Source organism: Streptomyces sp. RerS4, from assembly GCF_023515955.1.
Lineage (GTDB): Bacteria > Actinomycetota > Actinomycetes > Streptomycetales > Streptomycetaceae > Streptomyces.
In genome coordinates, this window is sequence record NZ_CP097322.1 from 6,237,615 (window position 1) to 6,251,074 (window position 13,460).

The 13,460-nt window shown below is 73.1% G+C and carries 10 protein-coding genes and 1 pseudogene; 8 read left to right on the forward strand and 3 right to left on the reverse strand.

Going from position 1 to position 13,460, the window contains the following annotated elements:
- Positions 1-29: 29 nt before the first annotated feature.
- On the reverse strand, positions 30-758 hold the full coding sequence (locus M4D82_RS28035; protein ID WP_249769019.1) for a MerR family transcriptional regulator: 729 nt from the start codon (positions 756-758) through the stop codon (positions 30-32).
- 85 nt (positions 759-843) lie between these two features.
- Here M4D82_RS28035 and M4D82_RS28040 point away from each other — a divergent pair, with 85 nt between their 5' ends.
- Entirely contained in the window at positions 844-2,676 is a 1,833-nt protein-coding gene (locus tag M4D82_RS28040; protein WP_249769031.1) for an AMP-dependent synthetase/ligase, read from the forward strand.
- Between the two features lie 70 nt (positions 2,677-2,746).
- Here the strand turns inward: M4D82_RS28040 and sph are convergent, their stop codons facing one another.
- Positions 2,747-3,736: a sphingomyelin phosphodiesterase gene (gene sph / locus M4D82_RS28045; protein WP_249769033.1), complete on the reverse strand. Its 990-nt coding sequence runs from the start codon at positions 3,734-3,736 to the stop codon at positions 2,747-2,749.
- Between the two features lie 200 nt (positions 3,737-3,936).
- Here sph and M4D82_RS28050 point away from each other — a divergent pair, with 200 nt between their 5' ends.
- A complete protein-coding gene (locus M4D82_RS28050; RefSeq protein ID WP_249769045.1) occupies positions 3,937-4,842 on the forward strand; it encodes an oxygenase MpaB family protein in 906 nt (301 codons plus the stop codon).
- A gap of 27 nt (positions 4,843-4,869) precedes the next feature.
- Here the strand turns inward: M4D82_RS28050 and M4D82_RS28055 are convergent, their stop codons facing one another.
- Positions 4,870-6,390, reverse strand: a complete 1,521-nt coding sequence (locus M4D82_RS28055; RefSeq protein WP_249769047.1) for a M1 family metallopeptidase — start codon at positions 6,388-6,390, stop codon at positions 4,870-4,872.
- 371 nt (positions 6,391-6,761) lie between these two features.
- On the opposite strand from M4D82_RS28055, the gene M4D82_RS28060 reads away from it, so the two are divergent.
- The 6 genes and pseudogenes from M4D82_RS28060 (at position 6,762) to M4D82_RS28085 (ending at position 13,363) form a co-directional block, all read left to right on the forward strand.
- Positions 6,762-7,625 carry an SCO6745 family protein gene (locus M4D82_RS28060; protein ID WP_249769057.1) on the forward strand — a complete coding sequence of 288 codons (864 nt, stop codon included), beginning with the start codon at positions 6,762-6,764 and terminating at the stop codon, positions 7,623-7,625.
- A gap of 112 nt (positions 7,626-7,737) precedes the next feature.
- Positions 7,738-10,259 (forward strand): annotated as a pseudogene (locus M4D82_RS28065) (Tex family protein).
- Between the two features lie 325 nt (positions 10,260-10,584).
- Positions 10,585-11,043, forward strand: a complete 459-nt coding sequence (locus tag M4D82_RS28070; protein WP_249769059.1) for a M78 family metallopeptidase domain-containing protein — start codon at positions 10,585-10,587, stop codon at positions 11,041-11,043.
- Positions 11,033-12,223 (forward strand): MAB_1171c family putative transporter, encoded by a 1,191-nt coding sequence (locus M4D82_RS28075; protein WP_249769069.1) that lies wholly within the window; start codon positions 11,033-11,035, stop codon positions 12,221-12,223. Before M4D82_RS28070 ends, M4D82_RS28075 begins: the two co-directional genes overlap by 11 nt.
- A 66-nt stretch (positions 12,224-12,289) precedes the next feature.
- On the forward strand, positions 12,290-13,072 hold the full coding sequence (locus M4D82_RS28080; protein WP_249769079.1) for an SDR family NAD(P)-dependent oxidoreductase: 783 nt from the start codon (positions 12,290-12,292) through the stop codon (positions 13,070-13,072).
- A 75-nt stretch (positions 13,073-13,147) separates the two neighbouring features.
- Complete coding sequence (locus M4D82_RS28085) at positions 13,148-13,363, forward strand: hypothetical protein (RefSeq protein ID WP_249769081.1); 216 nt, start codon at positions 13,148-13,150, stop codon at positions 13,361-13,363.
- Positions 13,364-13,460: the final 97 nt, after the last annotated feature.

The following is a 13,460-nucleotide window of genomic DNA, read 5'->3' on the forward strand; positions in this document are numbered from 1 at the left end:
TCGGTAACCCACCCGGCGGCGGGCGGCGTTCACTCGGTCTCCGGGGTGAACGCCGCCCGCAGTTCGTCGCGCAGTGAGCGCTGGAAGGCCGTCACCAGGGCCTGTACCACCATCGGCTGCATGTGCGCCGACAGGGCCTTCATCGACTCCACCCGTTCCGGATCGCTCTCGCCCTCGGTGAACGGGCCCCACACCTCGTCCCGGAACAGGGCCGTCAACTGGTGCGCGGCCGTGCGCGCGTGGTCCAGCAGCATCCGGCGGGCCGTCAGGATCGTCTCGTGCGCGATCGGTACGTCGAGCAGCGCGACCCCGAGCCGCAGCAGCCCCACGTCCACCCGGAAGCCGTCACCGGCCGCCGCCAGCACGTTCATCGCGGTCAGCCGACGCAGGTCGCCGTCCGACAGGCTGCGGCCGGCCCGCCGCTCCAACTCGGCCCGCGAGACCTCCCGCGCCGCGTCCGGGGCCCAGGTGGCCACCAGGGCCCGGTGGATCGCCAGGTCGTGCGCGCTCAGGTCGTCGGGCAACGCGTCCAGGTAGCGCTGGATCGCCGACAGGGTCATGCCCTGGTGTTGCAACTCCTCGATCAGCGCCAGCCGCGACAGGTGCTCGGGGCCGTAGTGGCCCACCCGACGGGGTCCGATCACGGGAGGGGGCAAAAGCCCCCGCGTGCTGTAGAAACGTACGGTGCGGACGGTGACACCGGCCTTCGACGCCAGCTCGTCGACGGTGAGCATCGGCTCGGTCGCCCGGTCGGCCATCGTCTGCGCCTCGCTCTCTGCTCCACAGCTTGGGTTCAACAGTATTGCTGTCGCACCAACGATGTGAAACGTCCAGGAGCCGCTCATGCCCACGAACCTGCCCCTGCCCGGACGCCCCGAAGAGCTCACCCTCCCCGCCCTGCTGGCCCGCAACGCCGACGCGCACGGGCAGCTGCCCGCGCTGTCCTGGCGCGAGGGCGCATCGTGGACCACCCTCACCTGGAGCGAGGTCCGCCGCGAGGTCGCGGTCCTCGCCGCCGGCTACGCCGCCCTCGGCGTCGAGCGCGGCGAACACGTCCTGCTCATGATGGGAAACCGCCCCGAGCACTGGATCAGCGACCTCGCCCTCGTCCACCTCGGCGCCGTCCCCGTCACCGTCTACGGAACCTCCGCGCCCGAGCAGATCGCCCACATCGTCCGCCACAGCCGGGCCCGGCTGGCCGTCGTCGAGGGCGCCCGCGAACTCGCCCGGTGGGAACCGCTGCTCGCCGACGCCGACGTGCCACTCGAGCGGCTCGTCGTCGCCGAGGCCGCCGAGGCGGGCGCCCACCGCACGTACGGCTCCGTCCACGCAGCCGGGACCCGCGCGCACCGCGCCGACGCCTTCGAGAAGGCCTGGCGCGAGAGCCGCCCCGAGGACCCGCTCACCGTCGTCTACACCTCGGGAACCACCGGTGACCCCAAGGGCGTACGCCTCACCCACCGCAACATCGTGCTCCAGGCCGTCCGCCTCGACCGGAACGTGGAACTCCCCGAGCACGCCGACCACATCTGCTACCTCCCCTTCGCCCACATCGCCGAGCGCATCCTCGGCATCTACCTCCCCCTGCTGCGCGCCGCCCACGTCCGCCTCGTCGCCGACCCCGCCACCGTGGCCGTCGCGGTGCGCGAACTGCGCCCGGTGCAGTTCTTCGGGGTGCCCCGGGTCTGGGAGAAGCTGGCCGCCGGCGTACGGGCCGTGCTGGCCCGCCTGCCCGAGGAGCAGCAGCGGGCCATCGCGGAGGCGGGCGACGTGGCACGGGCCCGGTCCGGGCACCGCGAACGCGGGGAGGAGGTCCCGGCCGCGCTCGAAGCCTCGTACGCCCGCGTCAAGGAACAGGTGCTGGACCCGTTGCTGGGCCTGGCGGGGCTGGACCGGCTGGTGTGGACGGCGAGCGCCACCGCGCCGATGCCGATCGACGTGGTCCGCTTCTGGGCGGGCTGGGGGATCACCATCATGGACGCGTGGGGGCTGACGGAGACCGCCGGCGTGTGCACCGTCAACAGCCCGGACGGTTTCCGGCTGGGCTCGGTGGGCCGGCCCATCGAGGGCCTGGAGCTGAAGGTCGCCGCGGACGGGGAGATCCTCACGCGCGGCGAGACCGTCTTCGACGGCTACCTGCGCCCCGACGGCACGGTGGAGAGCGCGGCCGACGCGGACGGTTGGTTCCCCACCGGGGACGTCGGCCGGATCGACGAGGACGGCTTCCTGTGGATCACCGACCGCAAGAAGGAACTCATCATCACCTCCACCGGCAAGAACGTCTCGCCGGCCCTGGTGGAGAACACCGTCAAGGAACACCCACTGATCGGCCAGGCCCTGGTGCACGGCGACGGCCGCTCCTACCTGGTCGCCCTGCTGGTCCTGGACCCCGAGCTGGCCCCCGTCTGGGCCGCGGCCCGGGGCATCGAGGTCCGGGACGCGGGCGCGCTGGCGGCGCACCCCGCCGTCCTGGAGGAGATCGGGCGCGCGGTGGAGGCCGCCAACGCCCGCCTCAACCGCACCGAGCAGATCAAGCGCTACCGGGTGCTCCACGGGGAGTGGGGCCCGGAGTCGGGTGAGCTGACCCCCTCGCTGAAGCTGCGCCGCCGGGTGGTCCGGGAGAAGTACGGCCCGCTGATCGAGGCGCTGTACGAGGACCCGTACCCCGTCGCCTGACGGGTACGGCCGAGCCCGGCGGGCGGTTCGCCCACCCGCCGGGCGAGGGCGGCACGAGGCCGCGCGGACGTCAGGACCCGATGACCGGGTTGTGGTCCGAGAGGTTGGTGTAGGTGTACGAGGTGCCCCAGCTGGAGACCGTCCAGGGCGCCGAGACCTCGTTGACCACGTTGTTGTTCCAGCCGGCCGGGCGCGCGTTGCCCTTGCGGTAGAGGACGTAGTCCAGGTCCTCGCGGGGGTCGCTCGGGTAGCGGTACTTGGCGATCGAGTTGAGCGCCGTGTCGAAGGAGTACGGGTGCCCCGTACGCGTGTCGGTGCCGGCCAGGTCGGCGTCGGCCAGCATCGAGGCGTACTCGGGGGTGCGGGAGTCGACGTTCATGTCGCCCGCCACGATGACCTGCTCACCCGCCGGGATGTTCTTCGCGTCCAGGAAGGCGTCGATGGCCTTGAACTGGCGGGCGCGCATCTGCGCGGCCTCGCCGGCGCCGCAGCCGGGGTCGGTGGACTGGGCGTGCGTGCCGACGACGTGGACCTTGGTGCCGTTGACGTCCAGGACGGCGTAGGCGAAGCCCTTGTTCGACCACCAGTCGGCGCCGCAGGCGTCCTTGTAGACGACCTGCTCCTTGCGGACGATCGGCCACTTGCTGAGGATCATCACACCGCCGTCCTCCGGCGTGGTGGAGGAGTAGGCGCCGCCCGTCGCGTCCCAGCCGCTCTTGCCGCGGCCCACGACCGGGGTCGCGTAGGGGTAGCGGGAGGCGGAGTTCGCCTTCAGCGCGTCCGAGGCGCCGTTGTCGAAGGCCTCCTGGAGCACGACCACGTCGTGGCCCTGGTAGAAGGACGCCTTCGGGATCTCGTTGGCGCGGTGGTCCTGGCCCCAGTTCGGGTAGAGGTTCTTGCTCATCAGGAACACGTTGTACGTCAGCACGCTCAGCCGCGGGGTCGCGGCCGCCTCGGCGGCCGTGGCGGTGGGCGCGGTGACGAGGGCCAGGGAGCCGGCGGCGAGGGCGGCCACGGCCGTGGCGGCGGCCCGGTGACGGCGGTGGGAGATCTGCGGCATGGGGGTCTCCGAAAGGGGACGAGGAAGATCGACGCCGTCATCCAAGCAGCCGCGGTTACCTCTGGGTAACACCCGTGACAAGACTTTCTGTCCGGACCGAGGCCATCGTGCGCGGGCCCCCCGGGCGGGCCGGATCCGGTACCAGGGAGGAAGGGGTGAATACTGGAAGGACCGTTACAGGACAGGCCGGGGGAGCACGGATGAGCACGAAGACGACGTCCGGGACCGAGAGCGGCCACGACCACGACCGCGACCGGCGCCGCGACCCCGAGCCGCCGCCGCCCGGCGGGGTGCTCTGGGGCACCGCGGGCGACATCCGCTCCCTGCTGACCCTGCCCGCCGCCTTCACCCTCCAGGTCGCCCACCCCGCGGTCGGCGCCGGCGTCGACCAGTACTCCGTCTTCCGCACCGACCCCTGGGGACGCGGTGAGCGTTCGCTGCGCTCCGTGCAACTGTGGGTGTACGGCGGGGACGAGGCCGCCGCCGAAGGGCGCCGGGTCCGCCGCCTGCACAAGGGGATCCAGGGCACCGACACCCGGGGCCGCCGCTACCACTCCCTCGACCCGGCCTGCTACGCCTGGGTGCACGCCACCGGGTTCCCCATCTCGCGCTACGCGGGCCGTTACCTGTTCCGCCCGATCACCCCCGCCCAGGAACGGCAGCTGTATCGCGAGTGGCTTCAGGTGGGGCGCATCCTGGGGCTGCGCGACCGTGACATGCCCCAGACCATCGAGGAGTTCTGGCCTTACTACCGCCGGATGCTGGCCGAGGAGATCGAGCCGACCAAGGTCGCCCGCGAGCTGGTCGCCACCGACACGCCGCTGCCCTGCCCCGAGCCCCGCTCGCGCCTCGCACGGCTGCTCCTGCGCCTGACCTGGCCGCTCCTGCGGGTCGCCTACCTGCGCTTCCGGGCCTTCGTCACCGTCGGCTACATGCCGCCCGAGGCGCGGGCCGCCATCGGCCTGGAGTGGACCCCCGCGCAGGAGCGCCGGCTGCGGCGGTTCAGCACGGCCGCGCGGCTCCTCGTACCGCTGCTGCCCGAGCGGCTGCGCTACCTGCCGATCGCCCGTTCCGCGCGGGCGCGCCGGCGCGCCGGGACCTTCTGAGGGCCCCGGCGCGCGGGTCGGCCGGGATCAGTGGCCGTGGTCGTCGCGGTCGTGGACGGTGTTCGTCTCGGCGATCTTCTTCCACGACTTCGGCTCCACCGGCTGCTCGGCCGGGGCCTGGAGCGAGCGGGCACCGGAGGCCGGGCCGGCGGGGGTGCCGTAGGCCGGCTTGCCCGGGGTGTACAGCCAGGTCTCGAACAGCTGCGCCAGCGGCTTGCTCGTGATCTTCTCCGCGTAGCGCACGAAGTCCCCGACCTTGGCGTTGCCGTAGGCCCGCTCGGTCGGCCAGCCCTTGAGGATCCGGAAGAACGCCTCGTCGCCGACCTCGTCGCGCAGCGCCTGGACGGCGATCGCGCCACGGTCGTAGACCGCCCCGTGGAACTGCTTGTCCGCGCCCGGGTCACCCGGCTTGACCTGCCAGAACGGGTCCTCCGCCGGGCGGGAGGCGTACGTCCACTCGGCCAGCTCGCGCGCGGTGCCCTCGCCCTCCTTCTCCGACCACAGCCACTGGCTGTAGCGGGCGAAGCCCTCGTTGATCCAGATGTCCTTCCAGTTGTCGACGGAGACGCTGTCCCCGTACCACTGGTGGGCCAGCTCGTGGACGACCACCTGGATGTTGGAGCCGTTCGCGAACTGGCGCGGGCTGTAGAAGGGGCGGGTCTGCGTCTCCAGGGCGAAACCGCTGGGCACGTTGGGCACGTAACCGCCCAACGCGTTGAAGGGGTACGGGCCGAAGACCCCCTCCAGCCACTCCGCGACCTCGCCGGTCCGCTCGATGCTCGCCCGCGCCGCGCCCGCGTTGTCGCCGAGGTCCTTGCTGTAGGCGTTGAGGATCGGCAGGCCGTTCGCCGTCGTGTCCGTGGTGATGTCGAACTTTCCGACGGCCAGGGTGGCCAGGTAGGTGGCCTGGGGCTTGTTGGAGCGCCAGTTGTAGCGGGTCCAGCCGAGCTTGGAGGACTGCGACTGCAGGACGCCGTTGCTGATGGCCTGGGTGCCGTCCGGGACGTTGATCGACACGTCGAAGGTGGCCTTGTCGAGCGGGTGGTCGTTGCTCGGGAACCACCAGGCCGCCGCCTCGGGTTCCTGCGCCGCGACACCGCCGTCCGGGGTGCGCTGCCAGGCCGACCAGCCGTCGACCTTGAACTCCGAGGGCTTGCCCGCGTAGGTGACGACGACAGTGGCCTGCTTGTCGCGCCGCAGCGGCTGCGCGGGGGTCACCTCCAGCTCGTGGGCGCCGGAGGTGGCGAACTTCGCCTTGACCCCGTTGACGCGGACTTCGCTGACCTTCAGGCCGAAGTCGAGGTTGAAGCGCGACAGGTCCTGCTTGGCGGTGGCCAGGAGGGTGGCGGTGCCCTCCAGCAGGTCCGTCGTCGGCTGGTAGCGCAGGCGCAGGTCGTAGTGGGAGACGTCGTAGCCGCCGTTCCCGTTGGCCGGGTAGTACGGGTCGCCGAGACCCGGGGCGCCGGGAGTCGAGCTCGCCGCGGATGCCGGGATCACCAGCAGCAGGGAAGCGGCGAGCACGCTCGGGGCGATGACTGTGCGGCGCACGATGAGCTCCAAGTGGTAGGGGAGGCCGATGCGTTCGACCGTATTCACCCCCGGTGGCCCACGTCATGTCCATGGCCGTCGCTGTCACACGATCGCCATTCGGCCGTCACACCCCGCTCAGCGGACACCCGTCCGGGCGTCGCGGCGCGGGGGGAAGCCCGGACGCCGCGACCGGAGCCCCGTACGGGCGCCGGACCGGCGGAGCCCGTACGCGCCGCCGGACCGGCCGTGTCGAACGGCGCGGCCGACGCGAGAACGGCCGGAAACGACCGGGGTCACTCCTCCCTCCCGCCCGCCCGCCCACCCCACCCGCCCCACCGACCTGACCCCCGGGCTACCGGACATACTGAGCGGTCGGTAACCTGCGGGGCATGACGCTTCCCGAGCTCGCCGCCCGCCGCTGTTGGCACGCCGCCATCAACCCCTTCCACTCCACCGTCTACTTCTCGCGCGACCTCGCCACCGAGTACGCCGCCCTCGGCGTCACCGACGGCGTCGCCGTCAACCTCGCCTCCCGCTCCGCCGCCATGGGCGCCGTCGGGCCCGGCGCGGTCACCGCCGCGTTCTACAACTACCGCCACGACCTCGTCGCCACGCACCTGCCGGCCGTCTGGGACACCGTCTCGCCCGAGCAGGCCCTCGCCGCCCGGCTGCGCGCCGTCGACACCACCCTGCGCCGCGTCCTCGGCCCCGAGACCATCGCCTCGCCCGAGCTCGCCGAGGCCGCCGAACTCGCCCTGCGCGCCGCCGAGGCCTGCACCCGGCACGGCCGGACCCTCTACGCCGCCCACGCCGACCTCCCCGTCCCCGACGAGGCACACCTGCGCCTGTGGCACGCCACCACCCTGCTGCGCGAACACCGCGGCGACGGCCACCTCGCCGCGCTCCTCATCACCGACCTCGACCCCCTCGAAGCCCTGGTCAGCCACACGGCCACCGGCCACGGCATGAGCCCGAAGTGGGTCAAGAGCATCCGCGGCTGGCAGCAGGACGACCTCGACGCCGCCGCCGACCGGCTCCGCGCCCGCGGCATCCTGGACGCCGCCGGCGAACTCACCGAAGCGGGCGCCGCCGTACGCGAACGCCTGGAGGCCGAGACCGACCGGCTCGACGCCGCCCCCTACGAGCACCTCGGCGCCGCCGGCCTCGCCCGCCTCCACGAACTCGGCGGCGGATTCGTCCGACAGGCCATGCTCGGAGGCGCATTCCCGGCCGACCTCATGGGCAAGGCCTGACCGTCACGCGCCGCCCCTCCCGACGCCGACCCGCAGGCCTCCCGACGTCCGTCATCGCCACCTGCCACAATTGGCAGCCTTCCACGCAAACGAAGGCAGGCGGGACCGCACAGTGACGATGTCCATCGAAGGCAGGATCGCCGAGGAGCTCGGCGTACGGGAGCGGCAGGTCAAGGCCGCCGTCGAGCTGCTCGACGGCGGCTCCACCGTGCCGTTCATCGCGCGCTACCGCAAGGAAGCGACCGAGATGCTCGACGACGCCCAGCTGCGCACCCTGGAGGAGCGGCTGCGGTACCTGCGCGAGCTGGAGGACCGCCGCGCGGCGGTCCTCGACTCCGTACGGGAGCAGGGCAAGCTCGACGCCGAGTTGGAGGCCCGGATCCACGCGGCCGACACCAAGGCCCGGCTGGAGGACATCTACCTCCCCTTCAAGCCCAAGCGCCGCACCAAGGCCCAGATCGCCCGCGAGGCCGGCCTGGAGCCCCTGGCCGAAGGCCTGCTGGCCGACCCCTCCGTCGAACCGGCCGCCGCCGCTGCCGCGTTCGTCGACCCCGACAAGGGCGTCGCCGACCCGGCCGCCGCCCTGGAGGGCGCCCGCGCCATCCTCACCGAGAAGTTCGCCGAGGACGCCGACCTGATCGGCGAGCTGCGCGAACGCATGTGGAGCCGCGGCCGCCTGGCCGCGAAGGTCCGCGAGGGCAAGGAAGAGGCGGGCGCCAAGTTCGCCGACTACTTCGACTTCGCCGAGCCCTTCACCGACCTCCCCTCGCACCGCGTCCTCGCCATGCTGCGCGGCGAGAAGGAGGACGTCCTCGTCCTCGACCTGGAGCCCGAGGCCCCCGAGGACGCCGACACCCCCGGCCCGTCCACGTACGAGGGCCTGATCGCCCGCCGCTTCGGCGTCGCCGACCGCGCCCGCCCCGGCGACAAGTGGCTCGCGGACACGGTCCGTTGGGCCTGGCGCACCAAGATCCAGGTGCACCTGGGCATCGACCTGCGGACCCGGCTGCGCGCCGCCGCCGAGGACGAGGCCGTACGGGTCTTCGCGGCGAACCTGCGCGACCTGCTCCTCGCCGCCCCCGCCGGCACCCGCGCCACCCTCGGCCTGGACCCGGGTTTCCGTACGGGCGTCAAGGTGGCCGTCGTCGACGCGACCGGCAAGGTCGTCGCCACGGACGTGATCCATCCGCACGTTCCCGCCAACAAGTGGGACGAGTCCCTCGCGAAGCTCGCCCGCCTCGCGAAGGAACACGCGGTGGAACTCGTCGCCATCGGCAACGGCACCGCCTCCCGCGAGACCGACAAGCTCGCCGGCGACCTCATCACCCGCCACCCGGAGCTGAAGCTCACCAAGGTGATGGTCTCGGAGGCCGGCGCCTCCGTGTACTCGGCCTCGGCGTTCGCCTCGCAGGAACTGCCCGGCATGGACGTGTCGTTGCGCGGCGCGGTCTCCATCGCCCGCCGGCTCCAGGACCCGCTGGCCGAGCTCGTCAAGATCGACCCGAAGTCCATCGGTGTCGGCCAGTACCAGCACGACCTGTCCGAGGTGAAGCTGTCGCGCTCCCTCGACGCGGTCGTCGAGGACTGTGTGAACGGCGTCGGCGTCGACGTCAACACCGCCTCCGCGCCGCTCCTGTCGCGGGTCTCGGGCATCAGCGCCACCCTCGCCGAGAACATCGTCGCCCACCGCGACGCCAACGGCCCCTTCCGCAGCCGCAAGGGCCTCAAGGACGTGGCCCGCCTCGGCCCGAAGGCGTACGAGCAGTGCGCCGGCTTCCTGCGCATCCGCGGCGGCGACGACCCGCTGGACTTCTCCAGCGTCCACCCCGAGGCCTACCCGGTGGTGCGGGCGATGGGCAAGACCGCCGGAGCCGAGGTGGCCGCCCTGATCGGCAACACCTCCGTCCTGCGCTCCCTGCGGCCCGAGCAGTTCGTCACCGAGTCCTTCGGTCTCCCGACGGTCACCGACATCCTGCGCGAGCTGGAGAAGCCGGGCCGGGACCCGCGCCCCGCCTTCAAGACGGCCACCTTCAAGGAGGGCGTCGAGAAGATCGGCGACCTGGCCCCCGGGATGATCCTGGAAGGGGTGGTCACCAACGTGGCCGCCTTCGGCGCCTTCATCGACATCGGCGTCCACCAGGACGGCCTCGCGCACGTCTCGGCCCTGTCGAAGACCTTCGTCAAGGACCCGCGCGACGTGGTCAAGCCCGGCGACATCGTCCGGGTCAAGGTCATGGACGTGGACATTCCGCGCAAGCGGATCTCCCTGACCCTGCGCCTGGAGGACGAGGCCGGCGCCGAGCGCGGCGCCGGAGCGCCCCGCCAGCGCGACGAGCGGCGCGAGGAGCGCCGCGGTGGCGGTCGGCCCCGCAGCAGCGCGGCGCCGGCCAGGGCAGCGGGGCGGCGCCGCCAGGGCAGCGGGGCGGCCAGGGCCAAGGCCAAGGCCAGGGCCAGGGCCAGGGCCAGGGCCAGGGCCAGGGCGGTCAGGGGCGGCGCGCCGGTGACCGGCGCCAGGGCGGTCAGGGCGGCGGCGGTCGCGCCTCCTCGGCGCCCGCGCCGGCCAACAGCGCCATGGCCGACGCCCTGCGCCGGGCCGGCCTCACCGGCCCCGAGGAGGGCCGCAGGCGCTCGTAGGCGCGGAGGCGCGCGGAGGAGCTCGTGGGCACCCCGGGCACCGACCGGCAGGAATGGCCGAATAGGCACCCCCACCAGCGGGAATGCCTTGCCAACCACCCGGGCGCCTCGGTAGGGATGGTGGAACGCCCGTTCGTCACGCGCGAACGGGCGTTCCGTGCTTTCCCCTCCGGGACCCCACCCCCGAGGCCGCCTCAAGGCTCAGGACGCCATGTCGCCACCCACCCACGCCTACCGACGCTGCCCGAGAAAGGGTCCGAAAAGGGAACCGCAGATGCATAGGAATGCCGGACTGCGCAAAAGGTGCGAGGTGATTCTCGGTCATATGGACCTCTCGCACCCGCTGTCCCTCGACATCCTCTGTGCCCGACTCGCCGAACGGCGCGGCCGCCCCATCCGCCTGCACCCGCTGCCCAGGGAGGCCGCCGAATCCGGGGTCTGCGGACTGTGGGTCGGCACGGACACGGTCGACTACGTCTTCTACGAGGACCGCACCACCCCCCTGCACCGCGAGCACATCGTGCTGCACGAACTGGGGCACATCCTCTTCGACCACCACTCCCTCGACGGCGAGGAGAACGACGGCCGGGCCCCCGTCATCCTCGGCCGCACCAACTACACCACCCGCCAGGAGCGGGAGGCGGAGATGCTCGCCAGCATGATCCGCGTCCGCATCCGCACCTCCGGTCCCCGCCACCCCCGGCTCGCCGCCGCCCCCCGGGGCGCGCTCGCGCGGCTGGAGTCCGCCATGGGCTACGAGCGGGACGTGCGCGATGGGGGCTGAGCTGCTCGCCCTCGGCGAGCGGCTGGCCGTCCCCGGCGTGCTCGCCCTGTGGATCGCCGTCCTGCTGCGGGCCCCCGGCGCCCTGCGCTCCCCGCAGCAGCGCGGGCTGTGGCTCGCCGTCGCCAGCGCGGCCGCCGCGATGACGCTGAACCTGCCCGCCGTCGTCGCCTACGCCATGAGCCGCGATCCCGGCTACGCGCACACCGTCGGCCTCGTCCGCAACCTGATCGGTGTCCTGTCCGCGGGCGCGGTGCTCTACTTCGTCGCTGCCGCCACCCGAGGCCCGCGCCTCCAACGCGCCTCCTGGGCCGGGACGGTCCTCTGGCTGGGCCTCCTGATCACCCTGGACCGGACCGCCCCCGCGCACGGCCCCCACACCATCCCGGCCGACGGCGAACCGGTGCCCTCGCTCGCCTACTGGCTCGTCCTGATCTCCGCCCACCTGGTCGCCAACACCGTCTGCGTCCACGTCTGTTGGCGCTACAGTCGGCGCACCGAGAGTCGGGGCCTGGCCGTCGGACTGCGCCTCTTCGGCCTGGGCACCGCCCTGGCCGGGCTGTTCTGGTTCGCGTACCTGCTCAAGGCCCTGTTCGGCAGCACCTGGGCGACGCCCGCCCTGCCGCTGCTGATGAACCTGCACGGGCTGCTGCGGGCCGCCGCGATCCTGGTCCCGACGCTGTTCACCCTGCGCCGCACCACCGCCGACATCGCCACCGCCTGGCGGCTGTGGCCGCTGTGGCGCGACCTCGTCCAGGCCGTCCCGCACGTGGTGCTCTCCAAGCCCCGCGCCGGCCGGGTCATGGAACTGCTGTGGCCGCCCGTACCGCGCGACCTGCTCGTCTACCGCAAGGTGATCGAGACCCGCGACGCGATCCTGATCCTGGGCGAGTACGTGGCCCCGGGCGCGGCCGAGCGGGCGCGCAGCCACGTCGCGGGGAGCGGGGTCCCCGAGCCGCGGCGCGCGGCCGCGGCGCTGGCCTGCGTACTGAAGGAGGCCCGGCAGGCCAAGCTCGCCGGGCTGCCGGGAGCGGCCGGGCAGGCCGCCGGTCTCGAACTGCCCGCCGAGATCCAGACGTCCGGGGAGGGCGGCGACCTGGAGGGCGAGGCCCGCTTCCTGGTCGACGTCGCGCAGGCCTACGACTCCCGGGCGGCGCGCGCCTTCGCCCCGCGCACCGCGTGACGCCCGGCTCCATCGTCCGCCCGATCTTCCGATCTCCCGATCGACACCACAGGAAGTGAAGCCCAGTTGACCACGACCGTACTCATCACCGGAGCCAGTGCCGGCCTCGGCGCCGCCTTCGCGCGCGGCTTCGCCGCCAAGGGGTGTGCCCTGGTCCTCGTCGCCCGCGACAAGGAACGCCTGGAGGCCGTCGCCGAGCGACTCGGCCGCGAGTTCGGGACGGTCTGCGAGGTGCTCCCCGCCGACCTGCTCGACACCGAGGACCGCGAGGCCGTCGCCGCCCGGCTCGCCGACCCCGCCCGGCCGGTGGACGTCCTGGTCAACAACGCCGGCTTCGGGCTGCCCGCGCCCTTCCCGTACAGCCCGTACGAGGACGAGGAGCGGATGCTCGACCTGCTGGTGAAGGTCCCGCTGCGGCTCACCCACGCCCTGCTCCCGGGCCTGCGCGAGCGGCGCCGGGGCGCGGTGCTGAACGTCTCCTCCGTCGCGGGCCTGCTGCCGACCGGCACCTACGGGGCCGCCAAGGCCTGGGTCACCGCCTTCAGCGAGTCGCTGCGCGTCGACATGGAGCCCTACGGGGTGCGCGTGCTGGCCGTCGTGCCGGGCTTCACCCGAACCGAGTTCCAGGAGCGGGCCGGGATGGACGTCAGCGCCCTGCGCGACCAGGTGTGGCTGGAGCCGGAGGCCGTCGTGGACCAGGCCCTGCGCGACCTCGCCCGGCGCCGCCCGATCAGCGTCACGGGCCGCCGCTACCAGGCGTACGCCTTCGCCGCCCGCCATCTCCCGCGCGGATTCGTGGCCCGCAGGATGGCCCGCGAGCGCCGGCCCCCGCAGGAGCGGACGGCCTGACCGGATCCGGTGTGCGCCGGATCCGGTTTGCGTGCCGGCCCCCCGGGCACCCGCTGGGCGAGAGGAGGGCGTGCCATGGACGACCAAGGCGGATCCGGAGGCGTCCCGCTCCACGACGAGGACGACGACCGACAGCACCGCAAGCCGCACGTCGAACGACCGGCGGACAAGGAACCCAAGCCCGGCCCCGTCCGGGCCGCGGACACGGACGAGGCCTCCCGGCTCGACCGCCCTGGGCGGGACCGCGCGCGGGACCGCGCACACCGCGGCCCCGAGAAGGGCCCCGAGTAGCCCCGAGCAACCGAGTAGCCTTCCCGGCTCTGGCGGCAGCCTAGGGGGTGTCTTTCGGATCAGGCCGGATCAGGGAGCGGTGGTCGGTGCCGTGCAT

Excerpts from the sequence above, each read along its gene's own strand:
- M4D82_RS28035 (WP_249769019.1), bottom strand. The coding sequence starts at position 758 with ATGGCCGACCGGGCGACCGAGCCGATGCTCACCGTCGACGAGCTGGCG.
- M4D82_RS28050 (WP_249769045.1), top strand. The coding sequence starts at position 3,937 with ATGAGCACGAAGACGACGTCCGGGACCGAGAGCGGCCACGACCACGAC.
- M4D82_RS28060 (WP_249769057.1), top strand. The coding sequence starts at position 6,762 with ATGACGCTTCCCGAGCTCGCCGCCCGCCGCTGTTGGCACGCCGCCATC.
- M4D82_RS28075 (WP_249769069.1), top strand. The coding sequence starts at position 11,033 with ATGGGGGCTGAGCTGCTCGCCCTCGGCGAGCGGCTGGCCGTCCCCGGC.
- sph (WP_249769033.1), bottom strand. The coding sequence starts at position 3,736 with ATGCCGCAGATCTCCCACCGCCGTCACCGGGCCGCCGCCACGGCCGTG.
- M4D82_RS28070 (WP_249769059.1), top strand. The coding sequence starts at position 10,585 with ATGGACCTCTCGCACCCGCTGTCCCTCGACATCCTCTGTGCCCGACTC.
- M4D82_RS28085 (WP_249769081.1), top strand. The coding sequence starts at position 13,148 with ATGGACGACCAAGGCGGATCCGGAGGCGTCCCGCTCCACGACGAGGAC.
- M4D82_RS28040 (WP_249769031.1), top strand. The coding sequence starts at position 844 with ATGCCCACGAACCTGCCCCTGCCCGGACGCCCCGAAGAGCTCACCCTC.